Genomic DNA, 13613 nt, shown 5'->3' with positions numbered 1-13613 from the left:
ATTCAGGGCAGATTAATTCAGGCAGCGATGCTGGTTTTCAGGATGAGGTGCCAGCGGTCTGAATCTGGCAGCGGCCATTGCGCTTAGCATGATATAAGCAGGTATCTGCCTGTATCAGACCTTCCTGCAGATCTCCATTTTGTTCCACAATCACCACACCGGCACTGAGACTAAGATCAACTCTCAGCTTTTTGATTTTCATCGGATTTTTCTGCAAAGTCCGATTGATCTGTTGTAGCTGGTCGATCAGCAGTTCTGATTCAAGAGATGACAGAAAGGCAAACTCTTCTCCACCCAGGCGGGCTAACAGAGCTTCTGGTTCAAAGTTGTCTGATAGCAATTGTGCCATGCGCACCAGGACATGGTCACCGATATCATGACCATGCTGATCATTGATGGCTTTAAAGAAATCCAGATCAATCAGTACCAGGGTCTGATGACCTCGGGCCAGACGCCGTTCTGCTTCTTCAAAAAAGGCCCGGCGATTAGATAATCCAGTCAGCATATCGGTATTGGCCTGCATGCGCAGTTCACGTTCAAGCAGCTGACGACGTAACACTTCCTGGTGCAGTTGCAGGTGATCATCTGCCAGGGATGAAAAGACCCGGTAGCTGAAATAGGACACGACAGGAGATACCAGAGGCGGGACAAGTGCCGGAAGCATCAGGGCCAGTGTGTTATTAAACAGCGCTGGATTGATCAGCCAGTATGCCAGATAGCAGATGGCCAGGGTTCCCAGTAATGTTTGCAGAGTACTGAGCAGTATAAAGCGCCAGAGTCCTTTTCGGGCGATAAATAATGCTTTCTCCTGCATCTGGGTGTTGTGATGATTATTCATATTATTCACAGCTCTCGGTAGCATCCTGCAGCAAGGCCTGCTCTGGATGCATCATGGCTGACCACTGAGGGACAGCACAAAGACTTCTCTATTCTATCCCTGATATTAAGGTCTGTCGTCTATCGGCCGGATGGCTATTTTCTGAATGCCCTGGTTTCAGGGTATTTCGTATCCGGGGAATCTGCAATCAGGCTGGTGCCAGAAATTTTGGTACCGCAGCTCATAGATACAGGCGAGTCCAAAGTGTCCTCCTCCGCTTAGCGTTTAATGCACAGAGACTACCGAATAAGGGTGTTATCCCGTATAAGAGACTGTACGTTAGTCAGCAGGTTGATCATAAAGCTTGTCATAATAACTGACAGACACCCGCATGTGTGTTGTCAGAAGTGAATAACAATTAATCGGATCAGAAGCGGATAAGTCAGATTGATGAGACCTCTGTATCTCTGAAAAGTTTGCTCTGGTTCTGAGACCGTATCCGTGATTCAGGAGTTTACTGTGACCCAGACGTGTATCGAACAAGCCAGTGCAGCTCAGGCTGCTAATGCACTGCATGATTTTATTCAGCAACATGCCGGACTGATGTTACTGACCGGGGCCGGAATCAGTACCGATTCTGGTATTCCTGATTACAGAGATCAGAAGGGGCAGTGGAAACGAAACCCTCCGGTTCAGCATCAGGACTTTATGAAAGATGAGTATACCCGTCAGCGTTTCTGGGCCCGTTCTCTGATCGGCTGGCCGGTGATGCGTAATGCCAGACCTAATGAGGCCCATCATGCCATTGCGGACCTGGAACGCAAGAATGTCTGCCAGCAGCTGGTGACTCAGAATGTGGATGGTCTGCATAATAAAGCGGGCAGTGACAGGGTTATTGATCTGCATGGGCGTTCTGATCAGGTGGTCTGTATGGATTGCGGTCAGAGTTACAGCCGGGACTGGGTCTGTGATCAGCTTGCGACGCTGAATCCGGAGTTTGCGAGGCTGACAGCCAGTGTTGCGCCGGATGGTGATGCGGATCTGGAACGGGATGATTTCCATCATTTCCGGCTGACAGGTTGTCAGCAGTGCGGTGGTCTTCTTAAACCGGATGTGGTGTTTTTTGGTGATACCGTCCCTCGTGACCGGGTGGATGCTGCTTTTCAGGCACTGGATAATGCCGATGGATTGTTTGTCATAGGATCATCCCTGATGGTATTTTCCGGTTATCGTTTTTGTCGTAAAGCTTATGAACTGGGTAAGCCCATTGTTTTGCTGAATCAGGGAGTAACACGGGCAGATGAATTGGCGACTCTGAAGCTGGATGCCAGTTGCAGTGACACTTTGTCAGAACTGATGTCATTGCTCCGCTGACAGGGATAGGGTATAAGCCTGTGCTTTATGTTTTTTTCTGATGGCTCAAAGGTAATACCATGACCCCCGCCGATACTCCTCTGTCCTGTGTGCAGTCCGCTGACAGCGAAACTGATTATGATGGTTTAAGTGAGCAACAGATTGATCTGATCTGTCAGTCTTTGTACCAGAATGGCTGGGTGGTGGTGGAGAAGCTGTTATCGGACACTCTGGTTCAGCAGCTCAGAGCCGATATACTGCGTCTGGATAATGAGCAGCAGTTTCGCAAAGCCGGTATTGGCCGGGATCAGGCGTTTGTATTACGGGACGATATCCGAACCGATCGTATCTGCTGGCTGGAGGGAGAAGCGCCTGTTCAGGCCCGCTTTATGGCGATACTGGAACAGCTGATGACCGTTGTAAATCGCCGTTTGTACCTGGGGATGAATCACTTTGAGGCCATGTACGCTATCTACGAACCTGGCCAGTTTTATAAAAAGCATCTGGACAGCTTCCGCGGACAGCGTAACCGTATTATGACGCTGGTGTTCTATCTGAACCCGGACTGGAACAGCGACGATGGCGGTCAGTTCCTGCTGTACCCGGAAGTGGGAGAACAGGGGCAGAATATATCCGATGCGCTGCAGCTGTCTGACACGCCTGTTGCACAGGTGGAGCCGGAAGCCGGTACGGTAGCCGCTTTTCTGAGTGAAGAGTTTCCCCATGAAGTAATTACCGCTCAGGCCACCCGTTACAGTATTGCGGTCTGGTTCCGTATCAGAGATGGGGCTCCTGTCTGAAGATCCGTGGCAGGCAGCCCGGATCATAAAGTGGAATATCCGTCTTAAGGTTTTGTGTGGAACGTGAGGGAGAACCCGTTAATCACGGGTTCGACAGAACTCTGCCGGTCTGAATAGCTGAACCATCAGGTACTCTTTGAAATCATCGCTGTAATCCTGCTCCTTCAGAGCTTCCTGCATGCATAGCAACCAGGCATCCCGTTCCTCGATACCTATGTCCAGGTGAGCATGGGCCCGCGGAATGGTAATCGGTCCATATTTTTCACGGAACAGTGTCGGGCCTCCCAGCCAGCCACACAAAAAACGATAGAGTTTATCCGCCGATTCGGTCAGATCAGCATCATGCATCTCACGGATACGCTGGGCTTCTGGCAGGGTATCCATTGCCAGATAAAACGCAGTAACCAGCTTTTTGATACCCTCCTGGCCACCTGCGGCCTGGAATGAGGCGTCATCTGTTCCATAAGGGCGGGGAGCCTGAGCTGAGGCGTGGGGACAGGCTGTGTGTTGTTCGGTCATACAATCTCTCTGTAGAAATTCAGTCTGGATCAGGCATCATGACAAGGTCGGCATTCAGAATGCTGGTCAGCCTGACTGGTCGAGGCTGCAAGCAGCTTACCGCTTTGTGGATCAAAGCGGAGTTGTCCCTGATCAAGCCTGCGTAACTTTTCCGCCCGCTTAAGTTGCTTAAAGGCATATTCCACTTTTGAAGCCAGACTGCGATCCCCAATTTTCTGCTGGTGACGCAACCGGCAAAGCTTACGCCCCCGCATAAAACGGGCCCCTTTTCCGGAGGCGTGTTCAGATAAGCGGCGTTCAACGTCCGTTGTAATACCGGTGTACAGGCGGGCCCCATCAGTTTCCAGTACATAGAGATACCAGTCAGCCACGGAAACACCTGCAAGCCGTGGCAGGAAAGAAGCAGTATCCAGGCAAAGCGCAGAGTCTTATCTGAGGATAAAAGCAGGGTGGGGGCACAGAATCAGCCACCGGCTTTTTTCACTTTAAATCCCTTATCCGTCAGCAGCTGAACCAGAAGATCACGCTGATCGCCCTGAATTTCGATGACATGATCTTTTACTGCCCCGCCTGTACCACAACGGGTTTTCAGCTCTTTTGCCAGCTTTTTCAATTCCCCTGCAGGCACGGGTACACCCTTAATCAGCGTAACGCCTTTGCCTTTACGGCCTTTGGTTTCCCGACTGATACGGACAATACCATCACCTTCAGGGATACTGTCATCTTCTTGTTTACAGGTACACTGATCAACCGGGTTTTCACAGTCAGGGCAGATACGTCCGGTCTCTGTTGAGTACACCAGACTTCTTAGTTTATCGAAGGACATGGAACCATCCGCAGAATAAAAACGTAAGTGTATCTCGCTGTTATGACGGGCTCAAATTTCATTATGCGATTCACATTCAGTATCTCGCCAGAATCCGGTTTCAGCCGCCGACTGACCATTAATCAGGATCTCCAGCTTATGACAGCCACTGTCATAACGCCGCGTACTGATCGGTTTTATCTGGTGCTGTTTGGTAATTATCGAAGCCTGCTCCAGTACCAGGTTCTTCAGTTTGAATACTTTAGCGGGCAGGCTGGGGTTGGCCTTAACGCAACCGTTTACGGCGGCGGCGATTTTTTTTCTTGCTGGCCTGATACCACTGGCGCATTTTCTGAATATAGAATGGCAGTACCAGCAGGGTCAGTACGATCACGATGGTATTGATATGGTTGTGGATAAAGTCAGTCATAGGCTAAGGTCATGTCAGTGCAGATCTGTCACGGAACGGATGATACCAGGTTCGAAGCGGCATCTGTTGCGCTGGCGGGTTCAACCCGGTTCCGCCCCTGTTCTTTTGCCCGATAAAGTGCCTGATCAGCACGATGCAGCGTATCTGCCAGGCTTTCATTATCCTGGCATTGTGCGACACCGATACTGATTGTCACCTGTTCCGGACAAGTGACCCGTGTTGCAATATTACTGCGAGCCTGTTCTGCCAGTGTCATCGCTGTTTCGTGAGGGGCGGAACATACCAGTAAAAACTCTTCACCACCGTAACGACCAGCCAGAGCACCGGCTTCAAAAGCGGTATTCTGCAAATGCGTGGCGACTTCAATCAGCACCGTATCACCAATCAGATGGCCGTAGGTATCATTCAGTCTCTTAAAAAAGTCTACATCACACAGTATCAGGCTGCAGACTGGTTTCTCTTTTCTGATACGGCCAGCTCGCTCCAGAATGGCTCTGTGGTTATACAGGCTGGTCAGGCCGTCTCTGTCTGCCATGTGTTTCAGATATTGTGCATACTGTCTGGAACGCTCTGCTTCGGCTTTATAGCGATGAAGATGTCCCCAGGCGGTAATAAACAGAATAACCATTGCTGCTATATAGGAAAACTGCATATCCCAGAAGCGAACCTCAGGACTGGTGTAGCCACTGACCCAGTGGGGAAAACGCTGTTCCAGCAGGTATAGAATCAGAGGTTCTGCAAATGCCAGAAAAACCACGGGCTTGCGCAGCATAGCGACTTCTCTGAGTACACTCAGGGTATAAAGAGCTGCAGTCAGGCAATAAAGTGCTGTCGGGCCGAGAGAGCCTGCATTACTGAACCAGTTCATGGGGATTACAACAAACAGCAGGGTTAGTGAAAATAGCGTGGCCATCTCCCGGTAATGACCCCTAAAACGAGAAAAGTACCATATCGCCACCAGTCCACAGCCGAACGAAGCCATAGCGACTCCGGCAAGTAAGGAAGTAATATCCAGAAGAACATTAAAAAGACCGGCAGATGTGACGAAAAGTGCTGTCAGCAGGCAGAATCCGTGATGAACCTGCATAAAAATATCATCTGAACGCCCTGTGATCAGTCGCAGTATTTTCCGGGATAACAGCCTGAGACGAATTGGAATAGAGCGGTAAGCCACAACAAATCCCTGCATGCGTGAAAATAAGCAATCGAAGGATAATTTTATCAGATCTGCTCTGTGGTCTCTCTGTCTTTATGAGCTGAGTCCGAAAAATATCGATAAAAGGATGCGTGAAAACAGGCTCTTTGACGTTTCATGTGGATTTACCTGATTGAACCTGCACCTCTATTGGACTGCCAATCAGGTAAATCATATTGATAAAGTTCTTTGTATTTCTGTAATTACCCCGTTCCAGCTAAATAAAAGATATTTAAATGAGTATTAAGGAGCCACTAAGAACAGTGTTGGAAAAATACTGTTATATAGAGTGCTATAACCTGAAATTAATAAAAGATATTCTATCTTCTGGACGACCTGTTCCATATGATGCTGAGCTGGTGAAAGCCCAGCTAAAAGAAACTATTGAATACGAACTGATTTCACCTGAAGAATATGAACAGTTAACCGAAGAAGACTTTGACTCACGAGATGAATTACAGGCCTGGCTACAGGAGCTATGGGATGAACTACCATAAAAAGCATGCAGATACAGAGATGATCTGTCTTCCGTATAGGGTATCTCCGTTGGAGTCCATTTTCTCCGTGACAACAACGGGACAGCCTTCAAAGTGTGCCAGACTGTTCTGGCGAATGTTATCGTCAGATGCTCCGGGTGACCAGGGCAGATGTGGAGTCCCTGGGTATTGAAATAATCGGTTTGATATCCGTGGTTATACAGTGAGGCTGGGGTTAACTGGGAGGTGTAGTTAATGTCCCGGTGTAAATAATCTCTCTGAAGGTTGAAGGTTGAAGGTTGAAGGTTGAAGGTTGAAGGTTTCGATATTCTCCAGCGCCAGGCTGGAGAATACGATAACTTCTACAGGAAAGTTTTTGTTCTGGTATTGATGGATCTATTTTCTTAATTTTTTCAGCAAAGACCGTAATGACTTACTGGTTTCTGATGTTTGCTGACAAATAGGCTGGTCGTTGGTCTGAATGTTGGCACATTGCCATGTGGCTTTACCGTCGGATATTTCATTACCCGATATGGCAACACGTTCAACATCTAATCCGGTTAATTGCATCGGTGCCAGTCTGGTGTACCAGATATTTTTGCCATCGGTAAAAAAGCTGTTCTGGATCTGTCTGACGTCCGAAGTTTTTACCGGCTCACTGAACTGATACTTCGCCTCACCGAAAAAATAGATCGTGTCTTTATCGATTGCGGTATCGGGGTCCAGACATCTGAAGCTATCGTCATCGGTTGATGGTTTTTGCTGGCCTTCAAAGTGAAGTTCGCCATCAATACTAGCCCAGCCATAGCAGTTATCGTAGAAGACAACTTGCGATGAATAAGGTCGGATAATCGTGGTATGAGCGACAAAGTAGTACTGATGATCATCAAACGCCTGGGCTCTCTGGGTGCGTATTTTTTGTGGATCAGCACCTTTCAGCACCTGACCTGTTGAGGTAAAAACATGATCTTTATCCCGAAAGAAAGGGTTGTTGAGCGCTTCCAGGGTATCCGCATTAATGGGGTGTTCAGTTTTCTGACAGTAGGCATAACTTAAGTCACCCGATACCAGAAAAGGGCCTAATGCAACAGCTTCAGACGGGTTAAAGCGCTGCTCCAGACGAGATCCATTGCAATAAAAGTGGTCAGCAGAAAAAGCAACACTGAATTTGTCGCCTTTATAAACAATGTCAAAATCCTGTTCGCGAGCATTTTCCAGAAATACCGGTTCCTGATTACCGTATTTCTGATACGCGAGTTTACCGTCAATTAATTTATAAGGGCGGCTGACTTCAGCATAGGACTGAGATGTGTACAAACTGGCTAGGAGGCAGTAAGCCAACAGCAGTGTAAGTCGTTTCATACCAGGAATATCCTTTTCCGCTAGCGCCATATATACCTTTGATATATAGCGCTTTATATTTTATTAATTCAGTTTAGGGTTTTGTCCGAAATCATTCTCTTCTTCAGTACTGTTTTTAGCCATAAAGAACAGGATGATGAGAGGGCCAACAACAGGTATGGCGTATATTAAGAACCACCACCCGGATCGGCTGGTATCATGCAGGCGTCTTATTGTGACGGCTATGCTGGGTATAAAAATAATAAGCGTAAATGCCAGCATAAAATAACCCGGAGAGTTAAGCTGGAACTCTAAAAAAGCGAGAAGTGCATAGATCAATGTGTTCATAGCACTGAAAATCCAGAATTCCTTACGGCGTGAACGTCCTGAGAAGACAGCATATTTTTTAAAGGCAGTAAGATACCAGTTCATATTAAATGCTCCATTTTTATTTGCATCATAATTATTCTGATATTGAATAATCTGATTTCCATATCTTGCAGGAGTTATATTGACAGGACCTGGTGTACTGTTTCTATTGTTTGGTTGTAAAGGGTTTTATATTATAATTAATCATTTTATAGTAATAGGAAATATACATTTAATGGTGCAGATAAGATAATGTCATTATATGTCGCTTGATTTTGCTATCAGCCCTGATGCTTGTCAGGACTGATAGTAATCAGTATTAGTGTGAAATATTATATTGCCGCTCTCTGGGCATGGGATAAAGTAATTTAGTTTCTATCATCAGTATAATAATGTGCCTGCTAATACATAAAGTACGACAATGGCCAAAAGAGGGAGTTTTAGTTGTTTAAGCGCCCAGAAACCCGCTATTACCAGCGCCATATCCAGGCCAGAAAATACTGCGGAACTGAATACCGGAGCATACAGGGCGGATAATAACAGGCCCACGACTGCTGCATTAATCGAGGTAACAGCCGCAGCCATACCCGGACGCAATGCCAGTTGCTCCCAGTGGGGTTGCAGGGCATACATCAGTAACAGACCCGGTGTGAACACGCCCAGTGTGGCGATCAGCGCGCCGGAAAATGGGGCATCTGCCCAAAGATCAGCTCCCAGAAAAGACGCGAGTGTAAACATAGGGCCGGGTACAGCCTGAGCAGCGGCATATCCTGTCAGGAAGCGATCCTGACTCATGTTGTCACCTACCAGCTCTTGTAGCAGCGGCAGTACTACATGACCGCCGCCAAATACCAGACTACCTGCCTGATAGAAACGGCTGAACAGATCCAGTATCGCATTACCGGATGCAATTACCGGCAGCACCAGCAGCAGAAAGGCAAAGATCCACAGTGGCTTAGAGCGCCATAAGCTGCCAGGTGTTTTATCTGTCATCGGGGATGGTTGAGCGTCATCCTGTTTATCAGTGTCCTGTGCCTCTGGCTGAGCAGGTAGTAAAGTGCTTTGCTGCCAGATACCCAGACCCGCAGCCAGTATCAGAATAGCAATCTGAGTCGCTATGCCAGGTATGATCATCAGTACCGATGCCGTCAGTACCGCGATAGCAATGGTAATACGGTGCTGACAGAAGTTGCGATACATACCGAGACAGGCATCGGCCACTACTACGACGGCCAGCAGCTTCAGGCCATGAATAATACCGGACAGGCTGTCAGAGCTGTGTTCTAGTGTGAGGGTAGCCAGTACGGTTAACAGCAGGAAAGAGGGAATAGTAAAACCAGCAAAAGCTGACAGACCGCCTTTTAACCCGGCCCGATTAACGCCGATGGCAAATCCAACCTGGCTGGAGCCAGGGCCTGGCAAAAACTGGCTCAGAGCAACGAGGCGGGCATAGTCTGTATCATCCAGCCAGCGCAGTTTTTCAACAAATTGTGCACGGAAATATCCGATATGGGCTGCAGGGCCGCCAAAGCTGACACAGCCCAGCAGTAAAAAGCGCCAGAAAATATCCAGAACCTGTTTCATAAAGCATCCGTCAGATGTTTGTTGTTGAAAACGAAACAAGAGTATGCCGGTGTTGTCTGTTCAGAGCGCCAGACCATACGACATTGCTGTGTGGGAGCGTTTGTTTCGCTATTTAGACATCCGTCAATTTTATGAAGAATTTATGACAATTTCGGGACTTTGTAACGTCCAGGGACGGTAGCATTACAGATCACTGGATATAAAAAAGCCCGTGTATTGCTACACGGGCTTTTTTGGTAACGTCCGGATTAACCAGAAGTAAAACAGATTATTTTACTTTCGGGTCCAGCTCGCCTGCTTCGTAACGGGCAAACATGTCATCCAGAGAAACGGCTTTGATCTTGCTGGCGTTACCGGCAGTACCAAAGGCTTCATAACGGTCCACACAGATCTGAGTCATCGCTTCCATAGACGCTTTCAGATATTTACGTGGATCAAATTCAGCGGTGTTGCCCGCCAGGAAGCGACGGATCGCACCAGTAGAAGCCAGACGCAGGTCCGTATCAATGTTAACTTTACGTACACCATGCTTGATGCCTTCAACGATCTCTTCAACCGGTACACCGTAAGTTTCCGGGATCTCACCGCCAAATTCATTGATCACTGCCAGCCACTCCTGAGGTACAGAAGAAGAGCCGTGCATCACCAGGTGAGTATCCGGGATGCGAGCGTGGATCTCTTTGATGCGGTCGATACGCAGTACATCGCCCGTTGGCTTCTTGGTGAACTTGTAAGCACCGTGAGATGTACCGATAGCGATTGCCAGAGCGTCAACACCAGTCTTCTTAACAAAGTCTGCCGCTTCTTCAGGGTCTGTCAGCATCTGGTCCATATCCAGAGTGCCTTCTGCGCCTACGCCGTCTTCTTCACCGGCCTGACCGGTTTCCAGAGAACCCAGACAACCCAGCTCACCCTCTACAGAAACGCCGCACGCGTGCGCCATGTCTACTGTACGACGGGTAACGTCGACATTGTATTCGTAAGACGCGGGTGTTTTACCATCGTCCATCAGAGAACCATCCATCATTACTGAGCTGAAGCCCAGCTGGATAGAACGCTGACATACCGCAGGGCTGGTGCCGTGGTCCTGGTGCATACACACAGGAATGTGCGGGAACTCCTCAATCGCAGCCAGAATCAGGTGGCGCAGGAAAGGAGCGCCAGCGTACTTACGTGCGCCAGCAGATGCCTGTACGATCACAGGGGAGTCAGTCTGATCCGCTGCGATCATGATCGCACGCATCTGCTCAAGGTTGTTTACGTTGAAAGCCGGTACGCCGTAACCAAACTCAGCGGCATGGTCCAGCATCTGACGCATACTGATTAAAGCCATGGTCAATTATCCTTAGTTTAATCGTTCTGGTGTCGATTTCAGAGGTATTAAGCTCGCATCAGCCGGGATATACCCGGCTGAGCTCATGTATCAAGCACATCAAAGTGGCAAGACTAGCGTCAGCCACGCCGGTTCTCAACTGTTTTTCACCGGCTGTGCTTAATTATTTGTCTGTATCTGTGATACCGGACTGCAATCAGTCGCAGCAGCCACTTCCGCAGCAGGTATCCACATTGTCTGCTACAAGTTTAGCAGCCTGTTCCAGTGCTGCTACTGCAGGCAGTTTCTTGCCTTCTACATATTCCAGGAAAGCACCGCCACCGGTAGAGATATAGGAGACCTTATCTTCGATATCGTACTTGCCAATGGCTGCCAGAGTGTCACCACCACCGGCGATAGAGAAACCTTCGCTTTCTGCAATAGCCAGTGACAGGGCCTTAGTGCCTTCGCCAAACTGATCGATTTCAAATACGCCCACCGGACCATTCCACAGGATAGTTTTAGATTCTTTCAGCTGATCCGCCAGTTGAGCTGCTGTTTGTGGACCGATGTCCAGAATCATCTCGTCATCAGCCACTTCGTCAACTTTCTTCACAACAGCTTCTGCGCTTTCGCTGAACTCTTTGGCTACCACAACGTCAACCGGTACCGGAATGGTGGCTTTTTGCATCAGGCTTTTCGCAATAGGAATCAGATCGGCTTCATACAGTGATTTACCGACGTTATAGCCTGCTGCCGCGATGAAAGTGTTTGCGATACCACCGCCTACGATCAGGTTGTCGCATTTATCAGACAGGGCATACAGCACTTCCAGTTTAGTGGATACTTTAGAACCACCAACAATCGCTGCCATCGGTTTAGCCGGGTTAGCCAGCGCCTGTTCCAGCGCGTCCAGCTCTGTCGCCAGCAGAGGGCCAGCACAGGCCAGAGGTGCAAAACGGGCTACACCATGAGTAGATGACTGGGCACGGTGTGCGGTACCAAACGCATCCATCACGAAGATGTCACACAGCTGGCCATAAGCACGGGACAGATCGTCTTCGTCTTTTTTCTCGCCCTTGTTAAAGCGAACGTTTTCCAGAATAACCAGCTCACCTTCCGCGACTTCAACGCCGTTCAGGTAATCTTTTTCCAGACGCACGTCACGACCTAGCAGCTCAGACAGGTGGTTAGCAACCGGTGCCAGCGAGAACTCCTCGGCGTATTCACCTTCAGTCGGACGGCCCAGGTGAGACATCACCAGCACTTTAGCACCGGCATTCAGCGCCAGTTCAATCGTAGGCAGAGATGCACGGATACGGGCATCAGAGGTTACCTTGCCATCTTTAACCGGCACGTTCAGATCTTCACGGATCAGTACGCGTTTGCCAGTCAGTTCCAGGTCGGTTATTTTTAATACGGACATTGAAATATACCTGTCGTTTAAGTCGTTACAGAAGTCGGTTATCTTTTTCGGGTCTAATGCCAGAGCACGGTTATTGCTGATACTGAATGAATCCGCCTGCAGGCGGATCAGATCGGAATATTTCAGTGATCAGTGGTTTGTTTTGTTGTTTTCAGCCAGGCCAGAGCGACGTCCAGCATACGGTTGGCGTAACCCCACTCGTTATCAAACCAGCACAGCAGTTTCACCATGCGCTGACCGGATACTCGGGTCTGAGTTCCATCGACAATGCCTGAGCGTGGATCATGGTTGAAGTCTACCGAGGCATGAGGTTCTTCGGTATACCCCAATAGCCCAAATAACGGGCCCTTTGCAGCATCAGACAGAATCTGATTGATCTGTTCGGTACTGGTGTCCTGCATGACACACAGAGTCATGTCCATCGCTGATACATTCATGGTCGGCACTCGCAGGTGCAGAGATTCAAATTTGCCGGACAGATGAGGCAGCAAGCGATCAATACCTTTTGGCAGCCCGGTATCTACCGGCACAATAGAACTCATAGAGGCACGAGTCAGGCGCAGATCAGTATGATGGTAAGCATCAATTACCGGCTGATCATTCATCGCGGAATGAATTGTTGTGGTGACGCCGTGAGCAATACCCAGGTGGTCATCAATCAGCTTGAGCACCGGAATGACGCAGTTCGTCGTACAGGATGCGCTGGAAACAATGGTCTGATCCGCTGCCAGTTCATCATGATTCAGGCCGTATACAATCGTGGCGTCCACATCGGATTCTGCGGGCTGAGAGAACAGCAGTTTCTGGGCGCCGGAATCCAGATGAAGCTGAGCTGTGGTTCTGTCTTTGAACGAACCTGAACACTCCATCACCAGGTCAACTCCCAGCTCACCCCAGGGCAGCTTAGATGGATCAGGCTGATTCAGTACCCGGATCGGATGGCCGCCAATGACCAGTTCATGCTCAGTACGACTGACCTCTTTCGGGAAACGGCCATGTGTAGAGTCGTAGCGGGTGAGATAGGTAATGGTATCCAGATCAGATAGCTCATTCAGAGCAACGACCCTGATATCAGAGCAATCGGCTCGTTCTGTACAGGCTCTCAGGACACATTGTCCAATACGACCATAACCGTTAATCGCTAATCTGAATTCGGACACAAATCACCCACCGCGCCAGTGCTCAG

General features: G+C 48.8%; 16 protein-coding genes. 3 read left to right on the top strand and 13 right to left on the bottom strand.

The window, feature by feature from the left end:
- Positions 1–37 precede the first annotated feature (37 nt).
- On the bottom strand, positions 38–838 hold the full coding sequence (locus H4O21_RS11670; RefSeq protein ID WP_255487281.1) for a GGDEF domain-containing protein: 801 nt from the start codon (positions 836–838) through the stop codon (positions 38–40).
- A gap of 498 nt (positions 839–1336) precedes the next feature.
- Between H4O21_RS11670 and H4O21_RS11665 the strand changes: the two genes are divergently transcribed.
- Positions 1337–2191 carry an NAD-dependent protein deacetylase gene (locus H4O21_RS11665; protein ID WP_368737546.1) on the top strand — a complete coding sequence of 285 codons (855 nt, stop codon included), beginning with the start codon at positions 1337–1339 and terminating at the stop codon, positions 2189–2191.
- A 59-nt stretch (positions 2192–2250) separates the two neighbouring features.
- Complete coding sequence (locus H4O21_RS11660) at positions 2251–2970, top strand: 2OG-Fe(II) oxygenase (protein WP_182809050.1); 720 nt, start codon at positions 2251–2253, stop codon at positions 2968–2970.
- Positions 2971–3048: 78 nt separating this feature from the next.
- Here the strand turns inward: H4O21_RS11660 and H4O21_RS11655 are convergent, their stop codons facing one another.
- The 6 genes from H4O21_RS11655 to H4O21_RS26305 form a co-directional block, all read right to left on the bottom strand.
- Positions 3049–3489, bottom strand: coding sequence for a group II truncated hemoglobin (locus H4O21_RS11655; protein WP_182809049.1), 441 nt, complete (start codon positions 3487–3489; stop codon positions 3049–3051).
- Between the two features lie 29 nt (positions 3490–3518).
- The gene (locus tag H4O21_RS11650) at positions 3519–3860 is read right to left on the bottom strand and encodes a GIY-YIG nuclease family protein (protein WP_182809048.1); all 342 of its coding nucleotides are present in this window, start codon (positions 3858–3860) and stop codon (positions 3519–3521) included.
- A gap of 92 nt (positions 3861–3952) precedes the next feature.
- Positions 3953–4315, bottom strand: a complete 363-nt coding sequence (locus H4O21_RS11645; RefSeq protein WP_182809047.1) for a translation initiation factor Sui1 — start codon at positions 4313–4315, stop codon at positions 3953–3955.
- A gap of 51 nt (positions 4316–4366) precedes the next feature.
- A complete protein-coding gene (locus H4O21_RS27990) occupies positions 4367–4531 on the bottom strand; it encodes a YhaZ family DNA alkylation repair protein (protein WP_502243742.1) in 165 nt (54 codons plus the stop codon).
- Between the two features lie 49 nt (positions 4532–4580).
- Positions 4581–4724 carry a hypothetical protein gene (locus tag H4O21_RS11640; protein WP_182809046.1) on the bottom strand — a complete coding sequence of 48 codons (144 nt, stop codon included), beginning with the start codon at positions 4722–4724 and terminating at the stop codon, positions 4581–4583.
- Positions 4725–4752: 28 nt separating this feature from the next.
- Entirely contained in the window at positions 4753–5898 is a 1146-nt protein-coding gene (locus tag H4O21_RS26305) for a GGDEF domain-containing protein (protein WP_182809045.1), read from the bottom strand.
- Positions 5899–6155: 257 nt separating this feature from the next.
- Here H4O21_RS26305 and H4O21_RS11630 point away from each other — a divergent pair, with 257 nt between their 5' ends.
- Entirely contained in the window at positions 6156–6416 is a 261-nt protein-coding gene (locus H4O21_RS11630) for a hypothetical protein (protein WP_182809044.1), read from the top strand.
- Positions 6417–6791: 375 nt separating this feature from the next.
- On the opposite strand, the gene H4O21_RS11625 is transcribed toward H4O21_RS11630, so the two are convergent.
- The 6 genes from H4O21_RS11625 to H4O21_RS11600 all read right to left on the bottom strand — a co-directional run bounded on the left by H4O21_RS11625 (position 6792) and on the right by H4O21_RS11600 (position 13587).
- Positions 6792–7757: a DKNYY domain-containing protein gene (locus H4O21_RS11625; RefSeq protein WP_182809043.1), complete on the bottom strand. Its 966-nt coding sequence runs from the start codon at positions 7755–7757 to the stop codon at positions 6792–6794.
- A gap of 63 nt (positions 7758–7820) precedes the next feature.
- Positions 7821–8168, bottom strand: a complete 348-nt coding sequence (locus H4O21_RS11620) for a DUF805 domain-containing protein (protein WP_182809042.1) — start codon at positions 8166–8168, stop codon at positions 7821–7823.
- A 318-nt stretch (positions 8169–8486) separates the two neighbouring features.
- Complete coding sequence (gene chrA / locus H4O21_RS11615) at positions 8487–9689, bottom strand: chromate efflux transporter (protein ID WP_182809041.1); 1203 nt, start codon at positions 9687–9689, stop codon at positions 8487–8489.
- 268 nt (positions 9690–9957) lie between these two features.
- On the bottom strand, positions 9958–11022 hold the full coding sequence (gene fba, locus H4O21_RS11610; RefSeq protein WP_182809040.1) for a class II fructose-bisphosphate aldolase: 1065 nt from the start codon (positions 11020–11022) through the stop codon (positions 9958–9960).
- A gap of 196 nt (positions 11023–11218) precedes the next feature.
- Positions 11219–12427 carry a phosphoglycerate kinase gene (locus H4O21_RS11605; RefSeq protein ID WP_182809039.1) on the bottom strand — a complete coding sequence of 403 codons (1209 nt, stop codon included), beginning with the start codon at positions 12425–12427 and terminating at the stop codon, positions 11219–11221.
- Positions 12428–12549: 122 nt separating this feature from the next.
- Positions 12550–13587: a type I glyceraldehyde-3-phosphate dehydrogenase gene (locus H4O21_RS11600; protein ID WP_182809038.1), complete on the bottom strand. Its 1038-nt coding sequence runs from the start codon at positions 13585–13587 to the stop codon at positions 12550–12552.
- Positions 13588–13613: the final 26 nt, after the last annotated feature.

Origin of the sequence: Oceanospirillum sediminis (assembly GCF_014164585.1) — a bacterium.
Taxonomy (GTDB): Bacteria; Pseudomonadota; Gammaproteobacteria; order Pseudomonadales; family Halomonadaceae; genus Oceanospirillum; species Oceanospirillum sediminis.
The sequence above is the reverse complement of the archived record's forward strand: the minus strand, read 5'-3'. Positions and strand labels throughout refer to the sequence as shown.

Coding starts and splice junctions, on each gene's coding strand:
- H4O21_RS11670 (WP_255487281.1), bottom strand. CDS start 838: ATGAATAATCATCACAACACCCAGATGCAGGAGAAAGCATTATTTATC.
- H4O21_RS11660 (WP_182809050.1), top strand. CDS start 2,251: ATGACCCCCGCCGATACTCCTCTGTCCTGTGTGCAGTCCGCTGACAGC.
- H4O21_RS11655 (WP_182809049.1), bottom strand. CDS start 3,489: ATGACCGAACAACACACAGCCTGTCCCCACGCCTCAGCTCAGGCTCCC.
- H4O21_RS11645 (WP_182809047.1), bottom strand. CDS start 4,315: ATGTCCTTCGATAAACTAAGAAGTCTGGTGTACTCAACAGAGACCGGA.
- H4O21_RS11640 (WP_182809046.1), bottom strand. CDS start 4,724: ATGACTGACTTTATCCACAACCATATCAATACCATCGTGATCGTACTG.
- H4O21_RS11630 (WP_182809044.1), top strand. CDS start 6,156: ATGAGTATTAAGGAGCCACTAAGAACAGTGTTGGAAAAATACTGTTAT.
- H4O21_RS11625 (WP_182809043.1), bottom strand. CDS start 7,757: ATGAAACGACTTACACTGCTGTTGGCTTACTGCCTCCTAGCCAGTTTG.
- H4O21_RS11620 (WP_182809042.1), bottom strand. CDS start 8,168: ATGAACTGGTATCTTACTGCCTTTAAAAAATATGCTGTCTTCTCAGGA.
- chrA (WP_182809041.1), bottom strand. CDS start 9,689: ATGAAACAGGTTCTGGATATTTTCTGGCGCTTTTTACTGCTGGGCTGT.
- fba (WP_182809040.1), bottom strand. CDS start 11,022: ATGGCTTTAATCAGTATGCGTCAGATGCTGGACCATGCCGCTGAGTTT.
- H4O21_RS11605 (WP_182809039.1), bottom strand. CDS start 12,427: ATGTCCGTATTAAAAATAACCGACCTGGAACTGACTGGCAAACGCGTA.